The organism is Mycobacterium sp. Dal123C01 (assembly GCF_052566995.1).
Genome location: NZ_CP199580.1, coordinates 2,194,332 through 2,209,826, shown reverse-complemented (window position 1 = coordinate 2,209,826; position 15,495 = coordinate 2,194,332). Strand labels below are relative to the sequence as shown.

Below are 15,495 nucleotides of genomic sequence, written 5' to 3'. Positions count from 1 at the left end.
ACCGTCTGGACGGGCAATGCCGCCGCCAACCCGTGAGCGTCCCCCGCTTCCCCCAGAGGTTTTGCGAACAATGGTCAGCACTCCCGCCCAGACGGTCGTCGGATCAGCGCCGGCACCCACGGTCGGCAGGCCCCGCAAGCAACGCCGGTGGGCGATCATCCGGATCTCGTCGCCGGTGGTGCTGCTGCTGTTGTGGCAGCTGTTCAGCGCCACCGGGCTCATCCCGCAGGAGGTGCTACCGGCCCCGCAATTGATCTTCGATGCCGGCCTACAGCTGATCCGAAACGGGAAACTCGCCGAAGCCCTGGAGGTGTCCGGGCTCCGCGTGGTCGAAGGACTGCTCCTCGGTGGCGTGATCGGCGTTGCCCTCGGTGTGGTTGTCGGGTTGTCGCGGTGGTTCGAAGCGACCCTCGACCCGCCCTTACAGATGGTGCGCGCACTACCGCACCTGGGCTTGATTCCACTGTTCATCCTGTGGTTCGGCATCGGTGAGCTGCCGAAGGTATTGCTGGTCGCGCTCGGCGTCAGTTTCCCGCTGTACCTCAATACCGTGTCCGCGATCAAGCAGGTCGACCCTAAACTGCTGGAAACCGCTGATGTTCTTGGCTTTTCGCTACGGCAGCGGCTGCGCATCATCATCTTGCCGAGCGCGGCGCCGCAGGTGCTGGTCGGGCTGCGGCAGTCTCTGGCGATCGCGTGGCTGACGTTGATCGTCGCCGAACAGATCAACGCGGACAAAGGCATTGGGTTCTTGATCAACAACGCCCGCGACTTCCTGCGTATCGACATCATCATTTTCTGCTTGGTCATCTACGCGCTGCTGGGCATCGGGACCGATGCCATCGTCCGAGCGCTTGAACATCGAACCCTGAGGTACCGCACATGACATTGACATCAGAGCGACAGACCTCCGTCGTCGGCAGGCTCGCCAACATTGACAAGTGGTATGGGACCCGGCGGGTTCTCGACGGCATCTCTCTCGAGATCCGCACCCACGAGATCGTCGCGCTGGTCGGGCGCAGCGGGTGCGGCAAGTCGACCGTATTACGGGTGCTGGCAGGGCTTTCCCCCGACCACACCGGTGATCGCGAGGTCGTCGGTGCACCGGCGGTCGCCTTCCAGGAGCCACGGCTGTTCCCGTGGTGCGACGTGCTGACCAACGTGCGCTACGGCCTCAACCGCACCAAGCTCTCGCACGATGGGGCCCGGGACCGGACCGAGCGCGCGCTCGACGAGATCGGGCTTGCCGACTATGCCGCGGCGTGGCCACTGACGCTGTCCGGTGGTCAGGCACAACGTGTTTCGCTCGCACGGGCACTGGTGGCCGAGCCTCAGCTGCTGCTGCTCGACGAGCCGTTCGGGGCGTTGGATGCGCTCACCCGGCTTTCCATGCGCGCGCTGCTGCTCGACCTGTGGCGCCATCACGGGTTCGGCGTGCTGCTGGTCACGCACGACGTCGATGAGGCCATCGAGCTGGCCGACCGGGTATTGATCCTCGAAGGCGGCCGCGTTGCCCACTCAATCGAGATCGGAAACCCGCGGCCCACCGCCTCAGAACGCACCGCCGAGCACGACCAATACCGCGCTGACCTTCTCGACAAGCTCGGCGTTCGGCTTTGACTGCCAAGCACCGCATCGTAGTTCGCGTCACCCTCGCGCTGGTGCTCGCGGCCAGCGTGCCGGCGTGTGTGTCGCGGTCGCTGGGACCACAGTTGATCGGGGTGCCGGCGGCGGTGCCGGTGTCCGAGCTGTCCGGGGTGACCTTGCAAGTGGGCGATCAGAAGGGCAATACCGAAGCGCTGCTGCGCGCGGCCAACGCCCTGGACAATGTGTCGTACAAAGTTGTGTTCTCGACGTTCACTTCGGGGCCGCCACAGATCGAGGCATTGACCGCCGGCAAGATCGATTTCGCGATCACCGGCAACACCCCGCCGGTTTTCGGCGCGGCCGCCAACTCCAAGACCCGCGTGGTGGCGGCGTGGGACGGCGCCGCGGTCGGCGAGCGGATCCTGGTGCGCGCCAATTCACCGATTACCACGATTCGCGATCTGGCCGGCAAGACGATCTTGGTGGCCAAGGGCAGCGCCGCGCACGCCAATGTACTTGAACACCTTGCCGATACGAAGCTGAAGCCGAAAGACGTGAAGCTGGTCTTCTTGCAGCCCGCCGACGCGCTGTCTGCATTCGCCAACGGGCAGGGCGACGCCTGGGTCATCTGGGAGCCCTACACCGCCCAGGCCGAGCTCACCCTGAAGGTGCGCAGTATCGGCTCGGCGGAGAATGGCTACTGGTTCGGCAGCGCCTCCCTTCGGGCGCTGACCGATCCGAAGCGGAATTCCGCGCTGGCCGATCTGCTGGTGCGCTATGAGCGGGCCGCGCAGTGGGCGCGCGAAAACCCGGCGGAGTGGGCGAAAAAGTACGCCAAGGCCGTGGGCCTGGATCTCAAGGTTGCCGAACTCGCGCAGAGCCGGTTGCTGCGGCTGCCCATCCCCCTCGACGACAAGGTGGTCGCTGCCGAACAACGCCTCGCCGACTTGTTCGCGTCCGCCGACCAGATTCCGGAGGCGCCCGAGTTCGTCAAATGGGTCGACCGTAGGTTCAATAGCGTGCTCGCGGTGAGCAGCACACAGTGACGATACGAGGAGACGACGATGACGGTCATCGTGCTACTGGAACTGAAGTTCAAGCCCGACGAGGTCGGCGCGGGGCGTGAATTGATGGGCCGGACGCTGGAAACCACCCGGGCATTCGAGGGAAATCTCCGCACCGACGTCTGGTTCGATGCAGACGACGAAGCCCACTGGATCATCTACGAAGAGTGGGAGACGGTCGACGCCGACGAGGCCTACCGTGCGTTTCGCGCCGGCGAGGGCAAGGTGACCCAGCTCCCTCCGCTGCTGGCCGCACCGCCGGTCAAGACGCGGTACGTCACCAGCGACGTGTGAGCACTAGCTGAGGGCGGGAATCACTTCGCGTTCAAACAACTCGATGCCGGAGCGGTCGTAGGCGGCCTCGGGGAAATAGACGATCGCGTACTCGCAACCAAGATCGCGGACCTTGGCGATGCGCTCGATCACCTGTTCGGTTGTGCCCGTTGCCCCCTCCGAGCCGCCGGAGAGCATGGCCTCGGCCACCTCCTTGGGGACGTAGCCGGCGATGCGGTCGCGTACCCGCTGCTGCCGGTCTTTGACGTCGGCGTCGGAAGTGCCGATGATCGCGCTGAAGTTCGCCGAGCGCACGATGGCGTCGAAATCGGTGCCCGCCGCGCTGCAGTGCGCTGCGAGCACTTCCGACTTGTGCTTGAAGGCCTCGAGTTCGGGCGTGAAGTTGGTGTACTGCGCGTACTGTGCCGCGATGCGCAACGTCACCTTCTCGCCCCCGCCGGCGATCCACAGCGGAATACCATTGTCCTGCAATGGCTTCGGCTCGACAATCGCACCGTCGACCTGGTAGTGCTTGCCGTCGAAACTGACTTTGCCGTCGCGCCAAGCGTCGCGCATGATCTGCACGCCTTCGTCCAGCCGGCCCAACCGCACCCCGGCCGACGGGAATCCGTAACCGTAAGCGCGCCACTCGTGTTCGTACCAGCCGCCGCCGATACCCATCTGGATGCGGCCTCCGGAGATGATGTCGGCAGTGGCCGCCACCTTAGCTAGGTAGACCGGGTTGCGGTAGCTCATCGCCGTGCACATTTGGCCGAGCTTGATCCGCGACGTGGTCGCGGCGTAAGCCGACATCAACGACCAGGCCTCGTGCGTCGCTTCGGCGCTGGGCATCGGGACGGTATGGAAGTGGTCGTAGACCCACAGTGAGTCCCAGGCACTGCCGTCGGCGTAGGCCGCCAAGTCCCGCATCACCGCCCAGTGTTTCGCGGGGTCGATGTCTACCAGATCCATCCGCCAGCCCTGCGGGATGAAAAGACCAAAACGCATAGTTAGCGACTCTAGCTGTCGGCGAGGCCAGCGGGAACGGCTTCACAGCGGATCGCTATCAAGCACCCAGCCGGTACCTGGCAGCCGAGCGGTAAATGAATGCATGGCAACCAAGATGATGCACGTGACATTGGCCGGGGCCGCGGCCGTCGCGGCACTCGCACTGTTTAGCGCGGCACAGCCCGGCAACCCCGCATCCGTCGCCGCCGGGCCGCCCACGGCCCGCATCATCACCGTCGACGACGGAGGCGTCAACGACAACGGCCAGACCTCCGGTGACACCTTCACGCAGAACGCTCAGGACCAGAGCACCGCAAGCGGGGCAGGAACGTAACGCAACCCAGCGTCACCCGCCGAGCGCGGCGAGTGCGCCCTCGACCGATGCCGCACGCAACTCCTCGTACGGCGTATCGGGAAACTGTAAGCAGCAGTCCTGCAAGCCGCCGAACGCCACCACCGCGCGGGTGGACTGCGCAAGCGTTGGCCGCGGCCCGAACACCAACTTGCCCAGCCGATCACGCCACGCCAGCACCTTGTCGATGAGGCCCAGGTCGGCCAGCATCGTCAATTCCGTGAGCACCAACACGATGTGCTCACGGTGCCGGTAGTGGAAATCGAAATAGCCCTCCAGCAATTCGCGGGCATCGATGCCGCGGCGGCCTTCCTGGTCCTCGACGAATCGCTCACCCTCGTCGATCAACGGCATCACGATGCTGCGCACCAGTTCCTCGCGGGAGGTGAAGTGGTAGTACAACGCGGGTTTGGTGATCCCCAGCTTGTCCGCGATGTCCTGCAGACTGGTTCGCTGCACGCCCCGCTGAAGGAACAGCTCCCGGGCGACCTCTTGGATGCGCTGACGGGTATCTGACCGCGGTCTCGTCACTCGGAAATTTTAGCTGACTTACCGATAGGTAAGTGCTATGTTAGGGTCACCTAACTCCAAGGAGGTCGACATGCGGATTCTCATCTCGGGGGCGAGCATCTCGGGCCCCGTGCTGGCGTACTGGCTTACCCGCCGCGGCTTCGATGTCACGATCGTCGAGCGCGCGCCCGACCTGCGTAAGACCGGGGGTCACGCCGTAGATCTGTTCCGGCCGGCCATGGAAATCTCGGCAAAGATGGGCGTGCTCCCACAGATCGAGGCCCTCGCCACCGGGACGACCGAGCTGACCATGTATCGCGAGGGCGTCGGGCGGCCGGCGCACGTCGATCTCACCAAGGTCTTCGGCGCCTCATCCGACCGGCATGTCGAGATCATGCGCGACGACCTCAGCGAGGCCTATTACAACGCCGGCCGCGATGACGTCGAGTACCTCTTCGGGGACTCGATCACGTCCATCTCGCCCGACGGGGACGTCACCTTCGAACACACCGCGCCACGCGCGTTCGACGTGGTCATCGGCGCCGACGGTTTGCACTCCAACGTTCGCCGCCTGGTCTTCGGCGAGGACGCGGTGCGCAGCAGGTTTCTCGGCGGCTACCTGACGGTGGAATCGGTGCCGAAATCGCTTGCCCGCGATGGGGAAATGGTCGTGCACATGGGTGCCGGCCGGATGGCGGGGATCTATACCGCGCAGCCCCTGGATGACGCGCGTGCATTGTTCATGTTCCGAAGCAAGGAAGAACTTCAATACCATCACCGAGATGTCGTGCGGCAGAAGGAGTTATTGCGCACAACGTTTGCCGGGATGCATCCGGCGGTGAACGGCTGGCTCGAGGAGCTCGACCGCTCACCGACGTTCTATTTCGACTCGATCATCCAGCTGGAGATGGACACCTGGTCATGCGGGCGGGTCGCATTGGTGGGCGACGCCGGGTACTGCCCCGGGCCGGCGGTCGGCGGGAGCACCAGCATCGCGGTCCTGGGCGCCTATGTGCTGGCGGGTGAATTGGCAGAAGCCAAGGGTGATTACGCCCGAGCCTTCGCGTCCTACGAACGGGCAATGGCCGACGCGGTTCGCCGCAGCCGCACCTTTGCGCGTGCGGCAGCCAAGACCATCGTTCCCGGCTCCCGGGCCGGCGTTTGGGCGCTGACCCGCGCCGCTCGGCTGATCTCGGTGCTGCCCGCTGGTCTCACCAGAGCGATCGCCAAGATGAACACCAACGGTGCCCGTCTGTACGACTCGATGCAGTACAAGGAGTACGCCGAGATCGACGTTTGACAGAATGGCCACTGCGGTCCATGGACCGCATGCCACGAAAGGAAAGATCTGCGATGGAGCTTGCCGGTGTCGGGGTATGGAGCAGTCAACTACGTTATGGCGATCCAGCCGAATCTGCCGACGCCGCGGCGGAATTGGATGAGTTGGGCTTCAAGGCGCTGTGGATCCCGGACGTCGGCGGGCAGGTCTTCGACGCGGTGGGCCGGCTGCTCACCGCGACCAGGCGCACGGTGATCGCCACCGGGATCCTGAACCTGTGGATGCACTCGGCCGGCGACGTCGCGCACAGCTACGCCGCGCTGACTGCCGAGCACGGGGACCGCTTCCTGCTGGGGATAGGGGTCAGCCACGCCCCGCTGATCGACGCTGGTGAACCCGGGCGATACCGCAAACCGCTGGCCGCGACGGCCTCGTTTCTGGACGGACTGGATGCCGCGCCACAGCCGGTTCCTACCGAGCGGCGGGTGCTCGCCGCACTCGGACCGAAGATGCTGACCCTGTCGGCCACCCGCGCTGGCGGGGCACACCCCTACCTGGTCACGCCCGATCACACCGCTGCTGCCCGTTCGACGTTGGGCGAGGGTCCGCTGCTGCTACCGGAGCAGACGGTGATCCTCACCGATGACGCCGAGGAGGCGCGCCGCATCGGAACCGATTGGCTGCGTGCCTATTTGGCGTTACCCAACTATGCCAACAATCTGCTGCGCAGCGGATTCTCCGAAGATGATCTGACACAGGTCAGCGATCGGCTCTTCGACGCGATCATTGTGTGGGGCGAGGAGGGCGCCATCCTGCGCAGGGTCGCCGAGCATCGTGCTGCCGGCGCCGACCACGTCTGCGTCCAGGTGCTGCTGGCCGACCCGCAGGCCTTCCCCCGCGAGCAGTGGCGCCGGATCGCCGCGGCCTGCACCTAAGTCACACCCACCACAGGAGTCTCTCCGGGGGGCGGCACCCGTTTTGCCCGCCTCTCAGCGACAACTGCGGTCGATGTCATACCGGCGTGCGACGGTTCGACGATGCATCAGCCATGCCTTCGAGGAATCGAGCTCCGTTACGCGCTCACCGTGCACCTAGCTCAGCACAGGCCCGCGACCATCGCCGAGCTGATCGATGCGCTGCGCCACCACGGTTTCTCCGTCCGCGGGCGCCCATCCAAAGCCGTCTCGGACGCGCTGCGCTGGGAGATCGAGCACGGCCGGGTGCGTCGGCTGGCGCGCGGCCGATATGGACCGGCGTGTATCCCGCGCTCGACCGAGTACAGGATTCATCAACGGGTGCTGGCACTGCGTTGTCGCTCGGAGGTGGGCAAAAAGTTGCTCACCTCCGCCGCCGCGACGCAAGTGACAGATGTGTTCAGGTGAGAGACTCCGGTGGCTTGGCCACGAAGGCAGAATGTGTTGTGTGGAAACTCCCTGGCCCACGCCCTCAGAAAAGATAAAGCAATTAATACGCTCGGGTGCCGAAGCCGTCCTCAACACGCGTGACGAGTTTGCCGACGAATTGCGCGCGGCGGCGTTCGGCAACTTGGGGCTCGGTGCATTCCTTGACGACCCGGTCCTCGCCGAAAATTCCAGGCGGATAAACCTTTTCAATCTCTTGCATTGGGCATCCTCGAATATTCAGGAACCTGGTGGCCGAGCGTCCGTACCGATGCACGGGGAGAATTTGCTGTTCGCCCGCGATCTCGTCCGGCGTGGACTAGACCAGACGGCACTGGATTCGTACCGGGTCGCGCTCTCCATTGCGTGGAGACGATGCATGCGGATCTGCTTCGATCTCACCAGCGATCCCAGCGACCTTCGTGAATTGCTCGACGTCACGCTGCAATCGATATCCACCTACATCGACGATCTCGTTGCGGTCTTTGCCGAACAAATCGAACTCGCCCGCGAGGAACTCAGCCGCAGCACGCACGCTCAGCGAAGTGAAACCGTGTCCTTGCTGCTAGAAGGCGCCCCCATCGCTCGTGCGCGCGCCGAGTCCCAGCTGGGTTACCCGCTCACCGGCCCGCAGCTGGCAGCGATCGTGTGGACTCGCTCCGGGCAAGATCCGGGTCATCTCGAACTGGCGGCGGACGTATTGACACGAGCCAGCGATGCGACGCGGCGACTGACCGTCGTGGCAAACACATCGGCCCTCTGGATCTGGTTCCCCACAAGAGATATCGACGTGGCAAAGGCGGCCCGTCAACTCGCGGAGAACCCTGCGATCCATGTCTCACTGGGTCGTCCGGGATTCGATCTGGATGGTTTCCGTCGCAGCCACCTTGAAGCGCTGACCACCCAACGCTTTTTGAACCGGCTGTCCTCGCCTCACCAGGTGGCCAGGTACGAAGACGTACAGCTGGCTGCATTGATGACTGCCGACACCCAACAAGCCGACGATTTCATCCGTGACACCTTGGGCGATTTCGCACTTGCCGACGCGGAGACGATCGACACGGTGTTCACGTGGATCGCACTGCGGTGCAGCAGCGTTAAAGCAGCCGAAAGGCTGCACAGCCACCGAAATACGGTGATAAGACGGGTCGCCGCCGCCGAACAACTCTTGCCCCGCCCATTGAGCGACAACTTCATCGCGGTTGCCGCGGCACTTGAACTTCGGCGATGGCAGGGCGGCGCGGAGAAGCCCGTCGGTTGACTCGTGTCTCCCGTCAGTCGATACCCAACCGAGTGCAAAATGCCCGGCGCACAGCCGAAGGTGGTGCAAATTGCGCTTGATGGCCGTCTCGTGCCACACGACGCTGGGAGGCATGAACACACCCGACATCATCGACGTCCATGGCCGCCGCACCCGAGTTCGCGTCGACGGCGACCCAGACCGGCCGGCGATCCTCTTATTGCACGGTATCGGCCGCAGCCTCGAGGACTGGGCACCGCAGTTCCGCCGCCTGGCCGGCTACCGAACCATCGCCCTCGACATGCACGGCTTCGGGTTCTCCACTCGCCTTCCCGGCCCGATGTCGCTGCAGACGCTCGCGCAAGGCGCAGCCGGCATGCTCGACATGCTCGGCGAGAAGCGCCCACTGCACGTCGTCGGCAATTCACTTGGCGGAGCGGTTGCGCTACAACTACTTACACTCCAACCCGAACGGGTGGCCAGCCTGGCGTTGGTCAACAGCGCAGGCTTCGGCTCAGAGGTCAGTTGGATGATTCGGATGCTCGCCGTGCCCGGGATCGGCAGTTTTGCGGCCCGCCACCCCAGCCGTGCCAGTGCACGGATGGCCGAACGGGCGATCTACGCCGATTCGTCCTTGGCCACGACGGAACGCATTAATCACGGGCTGGCGATCGCCAGGCAACCTGAAGCCGGACCGGCATTGCACGAACTGTGCTGCGCACTCGGTACTGGCAGAGGACTCCGGCGTCAATGGCAGCATGACCTGCTTGCCGAGGCCGTCAAATATCCGCGTCCTACCCTGATCGTCTGGGGAGACTGCGACCGCATCCTGCCGATCCATCAGCTCAACACAGCTCGCCGACTTCTTCCGCACGCCCAAACCCGCGTATTCCAGGGCATTGGACACATGCCGCAAATCGAGCGCCCCGATGAGTTCGCCGAACTGTTAACCGGTTTCATCTCGTCACTGCCATCAAGGCAATCGAACAGTGTGGCGAGTGATCGGCAATAAGCGCGAAAGCCCCCGAAACGGCGTCATTTCGGGGGCTTTCGCGACTGCTTTAGCGCTCGCTACGTCAGCGAGGCGGGTGGCAGGAACCGGTCGCCGTACTTGGCCGCCAGTTCACGAGCCCGGGCCACGAAGGCTTCCTTGCCCGTACCGCCGGCCCCGGAGTAGCCGACGATGAACTGCGCGCTACCACCGGTGTACGGCGGGAACCCGATGCCCATGATCGACCCGATGTTGGCGTCGGCGGTCGTCATCAGCACGTTCTCGTCGAGGCACTTCTGCGTCTCCAGGGCCTCGGCGAACAGCATGCGGTCGATCATGTCCTGCAGCGGCGGCTGCGAGGAGCCCGACTTGAACGTCTCCCGCAGGCCCGGCCACAGGCTGGCGCGCTTGCCGTCGACGTACTCGTAGAAGCCGGCGCCCTTCAACCGCGACGGCCGGCCGAACTCGATCATCTTCTCGACGACGGACTCCGCGGGGTGCGGCTCGTAGGTGCCACCCGCGTCCTCGACACCCTTGCGGCTGGCGGCGGCGATCTTGTGCATGAGCTCCAAGTTGAGCTCGTCGGACAACTGCAGCGGGGGCGCCGGGTAGCCGGCCTGCGAGCCGGCGTGCTCGACGCTGGCCGGTTCCACGCCCTCACCGAGCATCGCCAACGCCTCGTTGACGAACGTGCCGATAACTCGAGAGGTGAAGAAGCCGCGGCTGTCGTTGACGACGATCGGAGTCTTGCCGATGGCCAGTGTGTAGTCGAACACCCGGGCCAGCGCCTCGTCAGAAGTCTTCTCGCCCTTGATGATTTCGACCAGCGGCATCTTGTCGACCGGTGAGAAGAAGTGGATCCCGATGAAGTCCTCTTGGCGCTTCACGCCGGTCGCCAGACCCGTGATCGGCAGCGTCGAGGTGTTGGACCCGAGCAGCGCATTGGGTTCGACGATGTCCTCGATCTCACCGAACACCTGGTGCTTGAGGTCCTGGCTCTCGAAGACCGCCTCGATCACGAAGTCGACGCCCTTGAAATCGGCGGGATCAGCGGACGGCGTGATGCGAGCCAGCAGCGCCTTGCTCTTCTCCTCGGTGGTCTTGCCACGCTGAAGTGCCTTGGCCTCAATCTTTTCCGAGTAGTTCTTGCCCTTCTCCGCGGCCTCGATGCTGACGTCTTTGAGCACCACGTCGTAACCGGCCTTAGCCGAGACGTACGCGATGCCCGCACCCATCATGCCCGCGCCGAGCACGCCGATCTTGTTGATTTTGACTGGCGCGATGCCGTCGGGTCGCGAGCTACCGCCGTTGATGGCCTGCAGGTCGAAGAAGAACGCCTGGATCATGTTCTTGGCGACCTGGCCGGTGACCAGCTGGGTGAAGTAGCGGCTCTCGATGCGGCTGGCCGTGTCGAAGTCGACCTGCGCGCCCTCGACGGCCGCGTCCAGGATGGCCCGCGGTGCCGGCATCGGCGCACCCTTGAGCTGCTTCTTCAGCAGCGCCGGGAACGACGGCAGGATGCCGGCGAGCGCCGGGCTGGACGGAGTGCCGCCAGGCATCTTGTAGCCCTTGGCATCCCACGGCTGGGTGTGTGATTCGGGGTTGGCCTTGATCCACGCCTTCGCCGCGGGTACCAGCTCCTCGACCGAGCCGACGAGCTCGTCGATCAACCCATTCTCCTTGGCTTGCGCGGGCTTGAACCGGGTGCCCTGCGACAGCATGTTCATGAAGGCGTTCTGGATGCCGAACATCCGTACGGTGCGGGTCACCCCGCCGCCGCCCGGCAGCAGGCCCAGCGTCACCTCCGGGAAGCCCACCACCAGGCCCTTGACGTCCGCGGCAATGCGGTGGTGACAGGCGAGTGTGATCTCCAGGCCGCCGCCGAGCGCGGCGCCATTGATGGCGGCCACCACGGGCTTGCCGAGGGTCTCCAGCGCACGCAGATCACGCTTGACTGACTCGACGGTGTCGAACGCCTCGCCGGCGTTCTCCGGGCCGAGCTGGATCATGCCCTTGAGGTCACCGCCGGCGAAGAAGGTCTTCTTCGCGCTGGTGATGACCACGCCCGTAATCGAATCCTTCTCTGCCGCAAGACGTTCGACGGCATTGTGCATGGACTCGGCGTAGTGCTCGTTCATCACGTTGGCCGACCCGGTGGGGTCGTCAAGTGTCAGGGTGACGACGCCGTCGGCGTCCTTGTCCCACTGAATGGTGTTCTCTGGCATGCTCTTTCCTCAGACTCGCTCGATAATGGTCGCGACGCCCATGCCGCCGCCGATGCACAGCGTGATCAGCGCGCGACGCGCATTGCGGCGCTCGAGCTCGTCGACCATGGTGCCGGTGATCATGGCGCCGGTGGCGCCCAGCGGGTGACCCATTGCGATGGCGCCACCGTTGACGTTGAGCTTCTCGTCCGGGATGTTGAGGTCCTTTTGGAACTTCAGCACCACCGACGCGAACGCCTCGTTGAGCTCGAACAGGTCGATGTCATCGATCGTCAGGCCCGCCCGGTCAAGCACTTTGCGCGTAGCGGGGGTCGGGCCGGTGAGCATGATGACCGGATCCGCGCCGCTCGTGGCGGTGGCCACGACGCGCGCCCGCGGGGTCAGCCCCTGCGACTTGCCGGCGGCCTCGGAACCGACCAGCACCAGCGCCGCCCCGTCGACGATGCCGGAGCTGTTGCCGCCGGTGTGGACGTGGTTGATCTTTTCGACCCAGTGGTACTTCTGCAGCGCCACATCGTCGAACCCGCCCATCTCACCGACGCCGTCGAAGGCGGTCTTGAGCTTGCCGAGGCTCTCCACGGTGGACCCGGGCCGCATGTGCTCGTCGTGGTCGAGGATGACCAAACCGTTCTGGTCCCGCACCGGCACCACCGACTTCGCGAAGTAACCGCCCGACCAGGCAGCGGCCGCATTCTCCTGCGAACGGGCCGCGTAGGCGTCGACGTCTTCACGGGAGAAGCCTTCGAGGGTGGCGATCAGGTCGGCGCCGATGCCTTGCGGCACGAAACCTAGCCGGTAGTTGGTCTCGGGGTCGGTCGCCCAGGCGCCCCCGTCGGAGCCCATCGGAACGCGGCTCATCGACTCGACACCACCGGCCAGCACCAGGTCGTCCCAGCCGGAGCGCACCTTCTGGGCGGCGGTGTTCACGGCCTCCAGGCCCGAGGCGCAAAAGCGGTTGAGCTGGACGCCACCGGTGGTCTCGGGCAGCCCGGCCACCAGCGCCGCGGTACGAGCGATGTCGCCGCCCTGGTCGCCGACCGGCGACACCACGCCGAGGATCAGGTCGCTGATCAGGTTCTCGTCGAGGTCAGGGTTGCGCCGGCGCAGCTCCTCGACCAGACCGACGACCAGGTTCACCGGCTTGACCTCGTTCAACGATCCGTTGCGCTGCTTGCCGCGTGGTGTGCGGATGGCCTCATAGATAAAGGCTTCTTCGGACATGTCGACTTCCTCTTCACAAATTTGGGTTTCGGGTCCGTCTACGTGCACCTTAACAGGGGCTCCCGGCCAACCTGTTGGTTGGGCAAGTTGGCGCTGATCAGCGGTCGAACGCCCGTATCGCATCCGATGTGCGGCCAGGCGCACACTGGCTGCCGAACGTGCGGCCAGCCGCACACTCGCCGGCCCCGCCTAAGCTCGACGACCATGACGGTGTCGCGATTGCGGCCCTACGCGACCACGGTGTTCGCCGAAATGTCGGCCCTGGCCGCGCGGATCGGCGCAGTGAACCTGGGTCAGGGCTTTCCGGACGAGGACGGGCCACCGGCCATGCTGAAGGCCGCGCAGGACGCGATCGCAGACGGGGCCAACCAGTACCCGCCAGGACTGGGCATCGCGCCGCTGCGCCACGCCGTCGCAGCCCAGCGCAAGCGCCATTTCGGCATCGAGTACGACCCGGACACCGAGGTCCTGGTGACCGTCGGGGCCACCGAGGCCATCGCGGCGGCGGTGATCGGACTGGTCGAGCCCGGCTCGGAGGTGTTGCTGATCGAGCCCTTCTACGACTCCTACTCGCCGGTGGTCGCGATGGCCGGCGCGCGGCGCGTCGCCGTACCGCTGGTCGCCGATGGCCGCGGCTTCGCGCTGGACATCGACGCGTTGCGCCGGGCGGTGACACCGGCGACCCGGGCACTCATCATCAACTCACCGCACAACCCCACCGGCGCCGTGCTGAGCGCGACCGAACTGGCGGCCGTCGCCGAGATCGCGGTGGCGGCCGACCTGTTGGTGATCACCGATGAGGTCTACGAGCACCTGGTGTTCGACGGCCCTGAAGGCAGAAGCCACCTACCGCTGGCGGGTTTCGACGGCATGGCCGAACGCACCATCACCATTTCGAGTGCGGCCAAGATGTTCAACTGCACCGGCTGGAAGATCGGATGGGCTTGCGGCCCAGCGGAACTCATCACCGGGATGCGTGCGGCCAAACAGTATCTGAGCTATGTCGGTGGCGCGCCGTTCCAGCCTGCGGTGGCCCTGGCGCTGGACACCGAGGATGCGTGGGTGGCCGAACTCCGGTGCTCTTTGCAGGCCAGACGCGATCGGCTGGCCGCGGGCCTCGCCGACATCGGCTTCGCGGTGCACGACAGTAACGGCAGTTATTTCCTCTGCGCCGACCCGCGTCCACTCGGGTACGACGACAGCACGACGTTTTGCGCAGCGTTACCGGAAAAGGTTGGCGTGGCAGCCATTCCGATGTCGGCATTCTGCGATCCGGCGGCACCGCATGCCGATCTGTGGAATCACCTGGTGCGCTTCACCTTCTGCAAACGCGACGACACCCTCGACGAGGCGATCAGGCGACTGGCCGGGCTCAAGAACGGATCAATTACTCAGACGGAATGGCATCCGGGCGACTCATAACGAAGTCTCGCAGGCCCTCGGTTGCTGCTTTGAGGACTTTTTGACGGGCTCGGTTAACCAGAAATTCCGGATACGGGGCCGACGGCTCCATGGTGACGTCGAAACGCACCCGTGTCCTGGTCTCTCCCTCGCGCCGCAGCGTGTACTCGACGTGTTGGCCGTGCTGCTGGGCAGTCTTCTTGGCGTCCCAAACCAGCCAGTCGGGGCCCCAGTGGTATTCGAGCAACTCATGATCGGCGAGCCCAATCACTTTGATCGTGACCTTGACGTGGTGCGGACGCCCGTCGGGATAGGTATCGACGACTTCGGCCCTCTTGTGCACCGAGGACCACAACGGCACCGAGCCGACATCGGCTAGCGCGGCTAGGATCACTTCTGGCAGCGCATCAATGATGATTTCCCGCGATGCTTGGACGGCCACTGGTTACTAAATTAGCAATCGCGAGCCCCGGTGGAGGGAAAATTACGTCGCCTTATCCGAATTGCCGCTGCCCATGACCAGGTCGCGTAGTCCCCGTACCGAGGCATTCAGGACATTTTCCATTGCACGCCTGACGACGAATCCGGGAATGGGTCCCGCCGGTTCGACGGTGATATCGAACCGCACCCGCGTCTTGTCGACACCCTCGGGTTTGAGGTTGTACTCGACATGCTGGCCATGCTGCTGGGAAGTCCCTTTGGCGTCGTACACCACCCAGTCGGGGCCCCAGTGATATTCCAGGACCTCTTTATCGACGAGGCCAAAAATTCTGATGGTGGTTTTCACGTGATGAGCGCGACCGTCGGGATAACGGTCGATCACTTCGATCCGTTTATGCAACGGCGACCAGGATTCCAGCACGCTGACATCCTCGAGCGCCCCCATGACCACGTCTAGCGGCGCATCAATGACAAACTCACGTGATGCCTTTACAGCCACTTAA

18 protein-coding genes are annotated in these 15,495 nt (G+C 64.6%); 11 read left to right on the top strand and 7 right to left on the bottom strand.

From position 1 onward, the window contains the following. Nucleotides 1-70 precede the first annotated feature (70 nt). From ACTXG5_RS10625 to ACTXG5_RS10610, 4 genes are read left to right on the top strand one after another with little or no spacing between them, the layout of a single operon-like run. Nucleotides 71-886, top strand: a complete 816-nt coding sequence (locus ACTXG5_RS10625) for an ABC transporter permease (protein ID WP_445163616.1) — start codon at nt 71-73, stop codon at nt 884-886. Beyond that, complete coding sequence (locus tag ACTXG5_RS10620; protein ID WP_445163615.1) at nt 883-1,620, top strand: ABC transporter ATP-binding protein; 738 nt, start codon at nt 883-885, stop codon at nt 1,618-1,620. Before ACTXG5_RS10625 ends, ACTXG5_RS10620 begins: the two co-directional genes overlap by 4 nt. Continuing rightward, nucleotides 1,617-2,633 (top strand): ABC transporter substrate-binding protein, encoded by a 1,017-nt coding sequence (locus ACTXG5_RS10615; RefSeq protein ID WP_445163614.1) that lies wholly within the window; start codon nt 1,617-1,619, stop codon nt 2,631-2,633. Before ACTXG5_RS10620 ends, ACTXG5_RS10615 begins: the two co-directional genes overlap by 4 nt. Before the next feature lie 18 nt (nt 2,634-2,651). Beyond that, nucleotides 2,652-2,945: a putative quinol monooxygenase gene (locus ACTXG5_RS10610; protein ID WP_445163613.1), complete on the top strand. Its 294-nt coding sequence runs from the start codon at nt 2,652-2,654 to the stop codon at nt 2,943-2,945. Nucleotides 2,946-2,948: 3 nt separating this feature from the next. On the opposite strand, the gene ACTXG5_RS10605 is transcribed toward ACTXG5_RS10610, so the two are convergent. Further along, entirely contained in the window at nt 2,949-3,932 is a 984-nt protein-coding gene (locus ACTXG5_RS10605) for an LLM class F420-dependent oxidoreductase (protein ID WP_445163612.1), read from the bottom strand. Between the two features lie 103 nt (nt 3,933-4,035). Here ACTXG5_RS10605 and ACTXG5_RS10600 point away from each other — a divergent pair, with 103 nt between their 5' ends. Beyond that, nucleotides 4,036-4,266 carry a hypothetical protein gene (locus ACTXG5_RS10600; protein ID WP_445163611.1) on the top strand — a complete coding sequence of 77 codons (231 nt, stop codon included), beginning with the start codon at nt 4,036-4,038 and terminating at the stop codon, nt 4,264-4,266. A gap of 12 nt (nt 4,267-4,278) precedes the next feature. Here ACTXG5_RS10600 and ACTXG5_RS10595 read toward each other — a convergent pair whose 3' ends face one another. Continuing rightward, nucleotides 4,279-4,815, bottom strand: a complete 537-nt coding sequence (locus tag ACTXG5_RS10595; RefSeq protein WP_445163610.1) for a TetR/AcrR family transcriptional regulator — start codon at nt 4,813-4,815, stop codon at nt 4,279-4,281. A gap of 70 nt (nt 4,816-4,885) precedes the next feature. Here ACTXG5_RS10595 and ACTXG5_RS10590 point away from each other — a divergent pair, with 70 nt between their 5' ends. The 3 genes from ACTXG5_RS10590 to ACTXG5_RS10580 all read left to right on the top strand — a co-directional run bounded on the left by ACTXG5_RS10590 (nt 4,886) and on the right by ACTXG5_RS10580 (nt 7,455). Beyond that, the gene (locus ACTXG5_RS10590; RefSeq protein ID WP_445163609.1) at nt 4,886-6,094 is read left to right on the top strand and encodes an FAD-dependent monooxygenase; all 1,209 of its coding nucleotides are present in this window, start codon (nt 4,886-4,888) and stop codon (nt 6,092-6,094) included. A gap of 53 nt (nt 6,095-6,147) precedes the next feature. Then, entirely contained in the window at nt 6,148-7,008 is an 861-nt protein-coding gene (locus tag ACTXG5_RS10585; RefSeq protein WP_445163608.1) for an LLM class F420-dependent oxidoreductase, read from the top strand. Between the two features lie 102 nt (nt 7,009-7,110). Beyond that, nucleotides 7,111-7,455 (top strand): hypothetical protein, encoded by a 345-nt coding sequence (locus ACTXG5_RS10580; protein WP_445163607.1) that lies wholly within the window; start codon nt 7,111-7,113, stop codon nt 7,453-7,455. An 82-nt stretch (nt 7,456-7,537) separates the two neighbouring features. Here the strand turns inward: ACTXG5_RS10580 and ACTXG5_RS10575 are convergent, their stop codons facing one another. After that, nucleotides 7,538-7,696, bottom strand: a complete 159-nt coding sequence (locus tag ACTXG5_RS10575; RefSeq protein WP_445163606.1) for a hypothetical protein — start codon at nt 7,694-7,696, stop codon at nt 7,538-7,540. A gap of 48 nt (nt 7,697-7,744) precedes the next feature. On the opposite strand from ACTXG5_RS10575, the gene ACTXG5_RS10570 reads away from it, so the two are divergent. Together ACTXG5_RS10570 and ACTXG5_RS10565 are read left to right on the top strand one after the other, a co-directional pair. Continuing rightward, nucleotides 7,745-8,734, top strand: coding sequence for a PucR family transcriptional regulator (locus tag ACTXG5_RS10570; protein ID WP_445163605.1), 990 nt, complete (start codon nt 7,745-7,747; stop codon nt 8,732-8,734). A 112-nt stretch (nt 8,735-8,846) separates the two neighbouring features. Next, nucleotides 8,847-9,725: an alpha/beta fold hydrolase gene (locus ACTXG5_RS10565; RefSeq protein ID WP_445163604.1), complete on the top strand. Its 879-nt coding sequence runs from the start codon at nt 8,847-8,849 to the stop codon at nt 9,723-9,725. 59 nt (nt 9,726-9,784) lie between these two features. Here ACTXG5_RS10565 and ACTXG5_RS10560 read toward each other — a convergent pair whose 3' ends face one another. Continuing rightward, complete coding sequence (locus ACTXG5_RS10560) at nt 9,785-11,929, bottom strand: 3-hydroxyacyl-CoA dehydrogenase NAD-binding domain-containing protein (RefSeq protein ID WP_445163603.1); 2,145 nt, start codon at nt 11,927-11,929, stop codon at nt 9,785-9,787. A gap of 9 nt (nt 11,930-11,938) precedes the next feature. Further along, nucleotides 11,939-13,150, bottom strand: coding sequence for an acetyl-CoA C-acetyltransferase (locus ACTXG5_RS10555; RefSeq protein ID WP_445163602.1), 1,212 nt, complete (start codon nt 13,148-13,150; stop codon nt 11,939-11,941). A gap of 204 nt (nt 13,151-13,354) precedes the next feature. On the opposite strand from ACTXG5_RS10555, the gene ACTXG5_RS10550 reads away from it, so the two are divergent. Continuing rightward, entirely contained in the window at nt 13,355-14,572 is a 1,218-nt protein-coding gene (locus tag ACTXG5_RS10550) for a pyridoxal phosphate-dependent aminotransferase (protein WP_445163601.1), read from the top strand. Here ACTXG5_RS10550 and ACTXG5_RS10545 read toward each other — a convergent pair. Continuing rightward, nucleotides 14,538-14,993: an SRPBCC family protein gene (locus tag ACTXG5_RS10545; RefSeq protein ID WP_445163600.1), complete on the bottom strand. Its 456-nt coding sequence runs from the start codon at nt 14,991-14,993 to the stop codon at nt 14,538-14,540. The genes ACTXG5_RS10550 and ACTXG5_RS10545 overlap by 35 nt on opposite strands. A gap of 42 nt (nt 14,994-15,035) precedes the next feature. Next, the gene (locus tag ACTXG5_RS10540) at nt 15,036-15,491 is read right to left on the bottom strand and encodes an SRPBCC family protein (protein ID WP_445163599.1); all 456 of its coding nucleotides are present in this window, start codon (nt 15,489-15,491) and stop codon (nt 15,036-15,038) included. Between the last annotated feature and the right edge of the window lie 4 nt (nt 15,492-15,495).

Coding starts and splice junctions, on each gene's coding strand:
- ACTXG5_RS10555 (WP_445163602.1), bottom strand. CDS start 13,150: ATGTCCGAAGAAGCCTTTATCTATGAGGCCATCCGCACACCACGCGGC.
- ACTXG5_RS10625 (WP_445163616.1), top strand. CDS start 71: ATGGTCAGCACTCCCGCCCAGACGGTCGTCGGATCAGCGCCGGCACCC.
- ACTXG5_RS10565 (WP_445163604.1), top strand. CDS start 8,847: ATGAACACACCCGACATCATCGACGTCCATGGCCGCCGCACCCGAGTT.
- ACTXG5_RS10610 (WP_445163613.1), top strand. CDS start 2,652: ATGACGGTCATCGTGCTACTGGAACTGAAGTTCAAGCCCGACGAGGTC.
- ACTXG5_RS10620 (WP_445163615.1), top strand. CDS start 883: ATGACATTGACATCAGAGCGACAGACCTCCGTCGTCGGCAGGCTCGCC.
- ACTXG5_RS10600 (WP_445163611.1), top strand. CDS start 4,036: ATGGCAACCAAGATGATGCACGTGACATTGGCCGGGGCCGCGGCCGTC.
- ACTXG5_RS10570 (WP_445163605.1), top strand. CDS start 7,745: ATGCACGGGGAGAATTTGCTGTTCGCCCGCGATCTCGTCCGGCGTGGA.
- ACTXG5_RS10550 (WP_445163601.1), top strand. CDS start 13,355: ATGACGGTGTCGCGATTGCGGCCCTACGCGACCACGGTGTTCGCCGAA.
- ACTXG5_RS10585 (WP_445163608.1), top strand. CDS start 6,148: ATGGAGCTTGCCGGTGTCGGGGTATGGAGCAGTCAACTACGTTATGGC.
- ACTXG5_RS10575 (WP_445163606.1), bottom strand. CDS start 7,696: ATGCAAGAGATTGAAAAGGTTTATCCGCCTGGAATTTTCGGCGAGGAC.
- ACTXG5_RS10580 (WP_445163607.1), top strand. CDS start 7,111: ATGCATCAGCCATGCCTTCGAGGAATCGAGCTCCGTTACGCGCTCACC.
- ACTXG5_RS10590 (WP_445163609.1), top strand. CDS start 4,886: ATGCGGATTCTCATCTCGGGGGCGAGCATCTCGGGCCCCGTGCTGGCG.
- ACTXG5_RS10605 (WP_445163612.1), bottom strand. CDS start 3,932: ATGCGTTTTGGTCTTTTCATCCCGCAGGGCTGGCGGATGGATCTGGTA.
- ACTXG5_RS10560 (WP_445163603.1), bottom strand. CDS start 11,929: ATGCCAGAGAACACCATTCAGTGGGACAAGGACGCCGACGGCGTCGTC.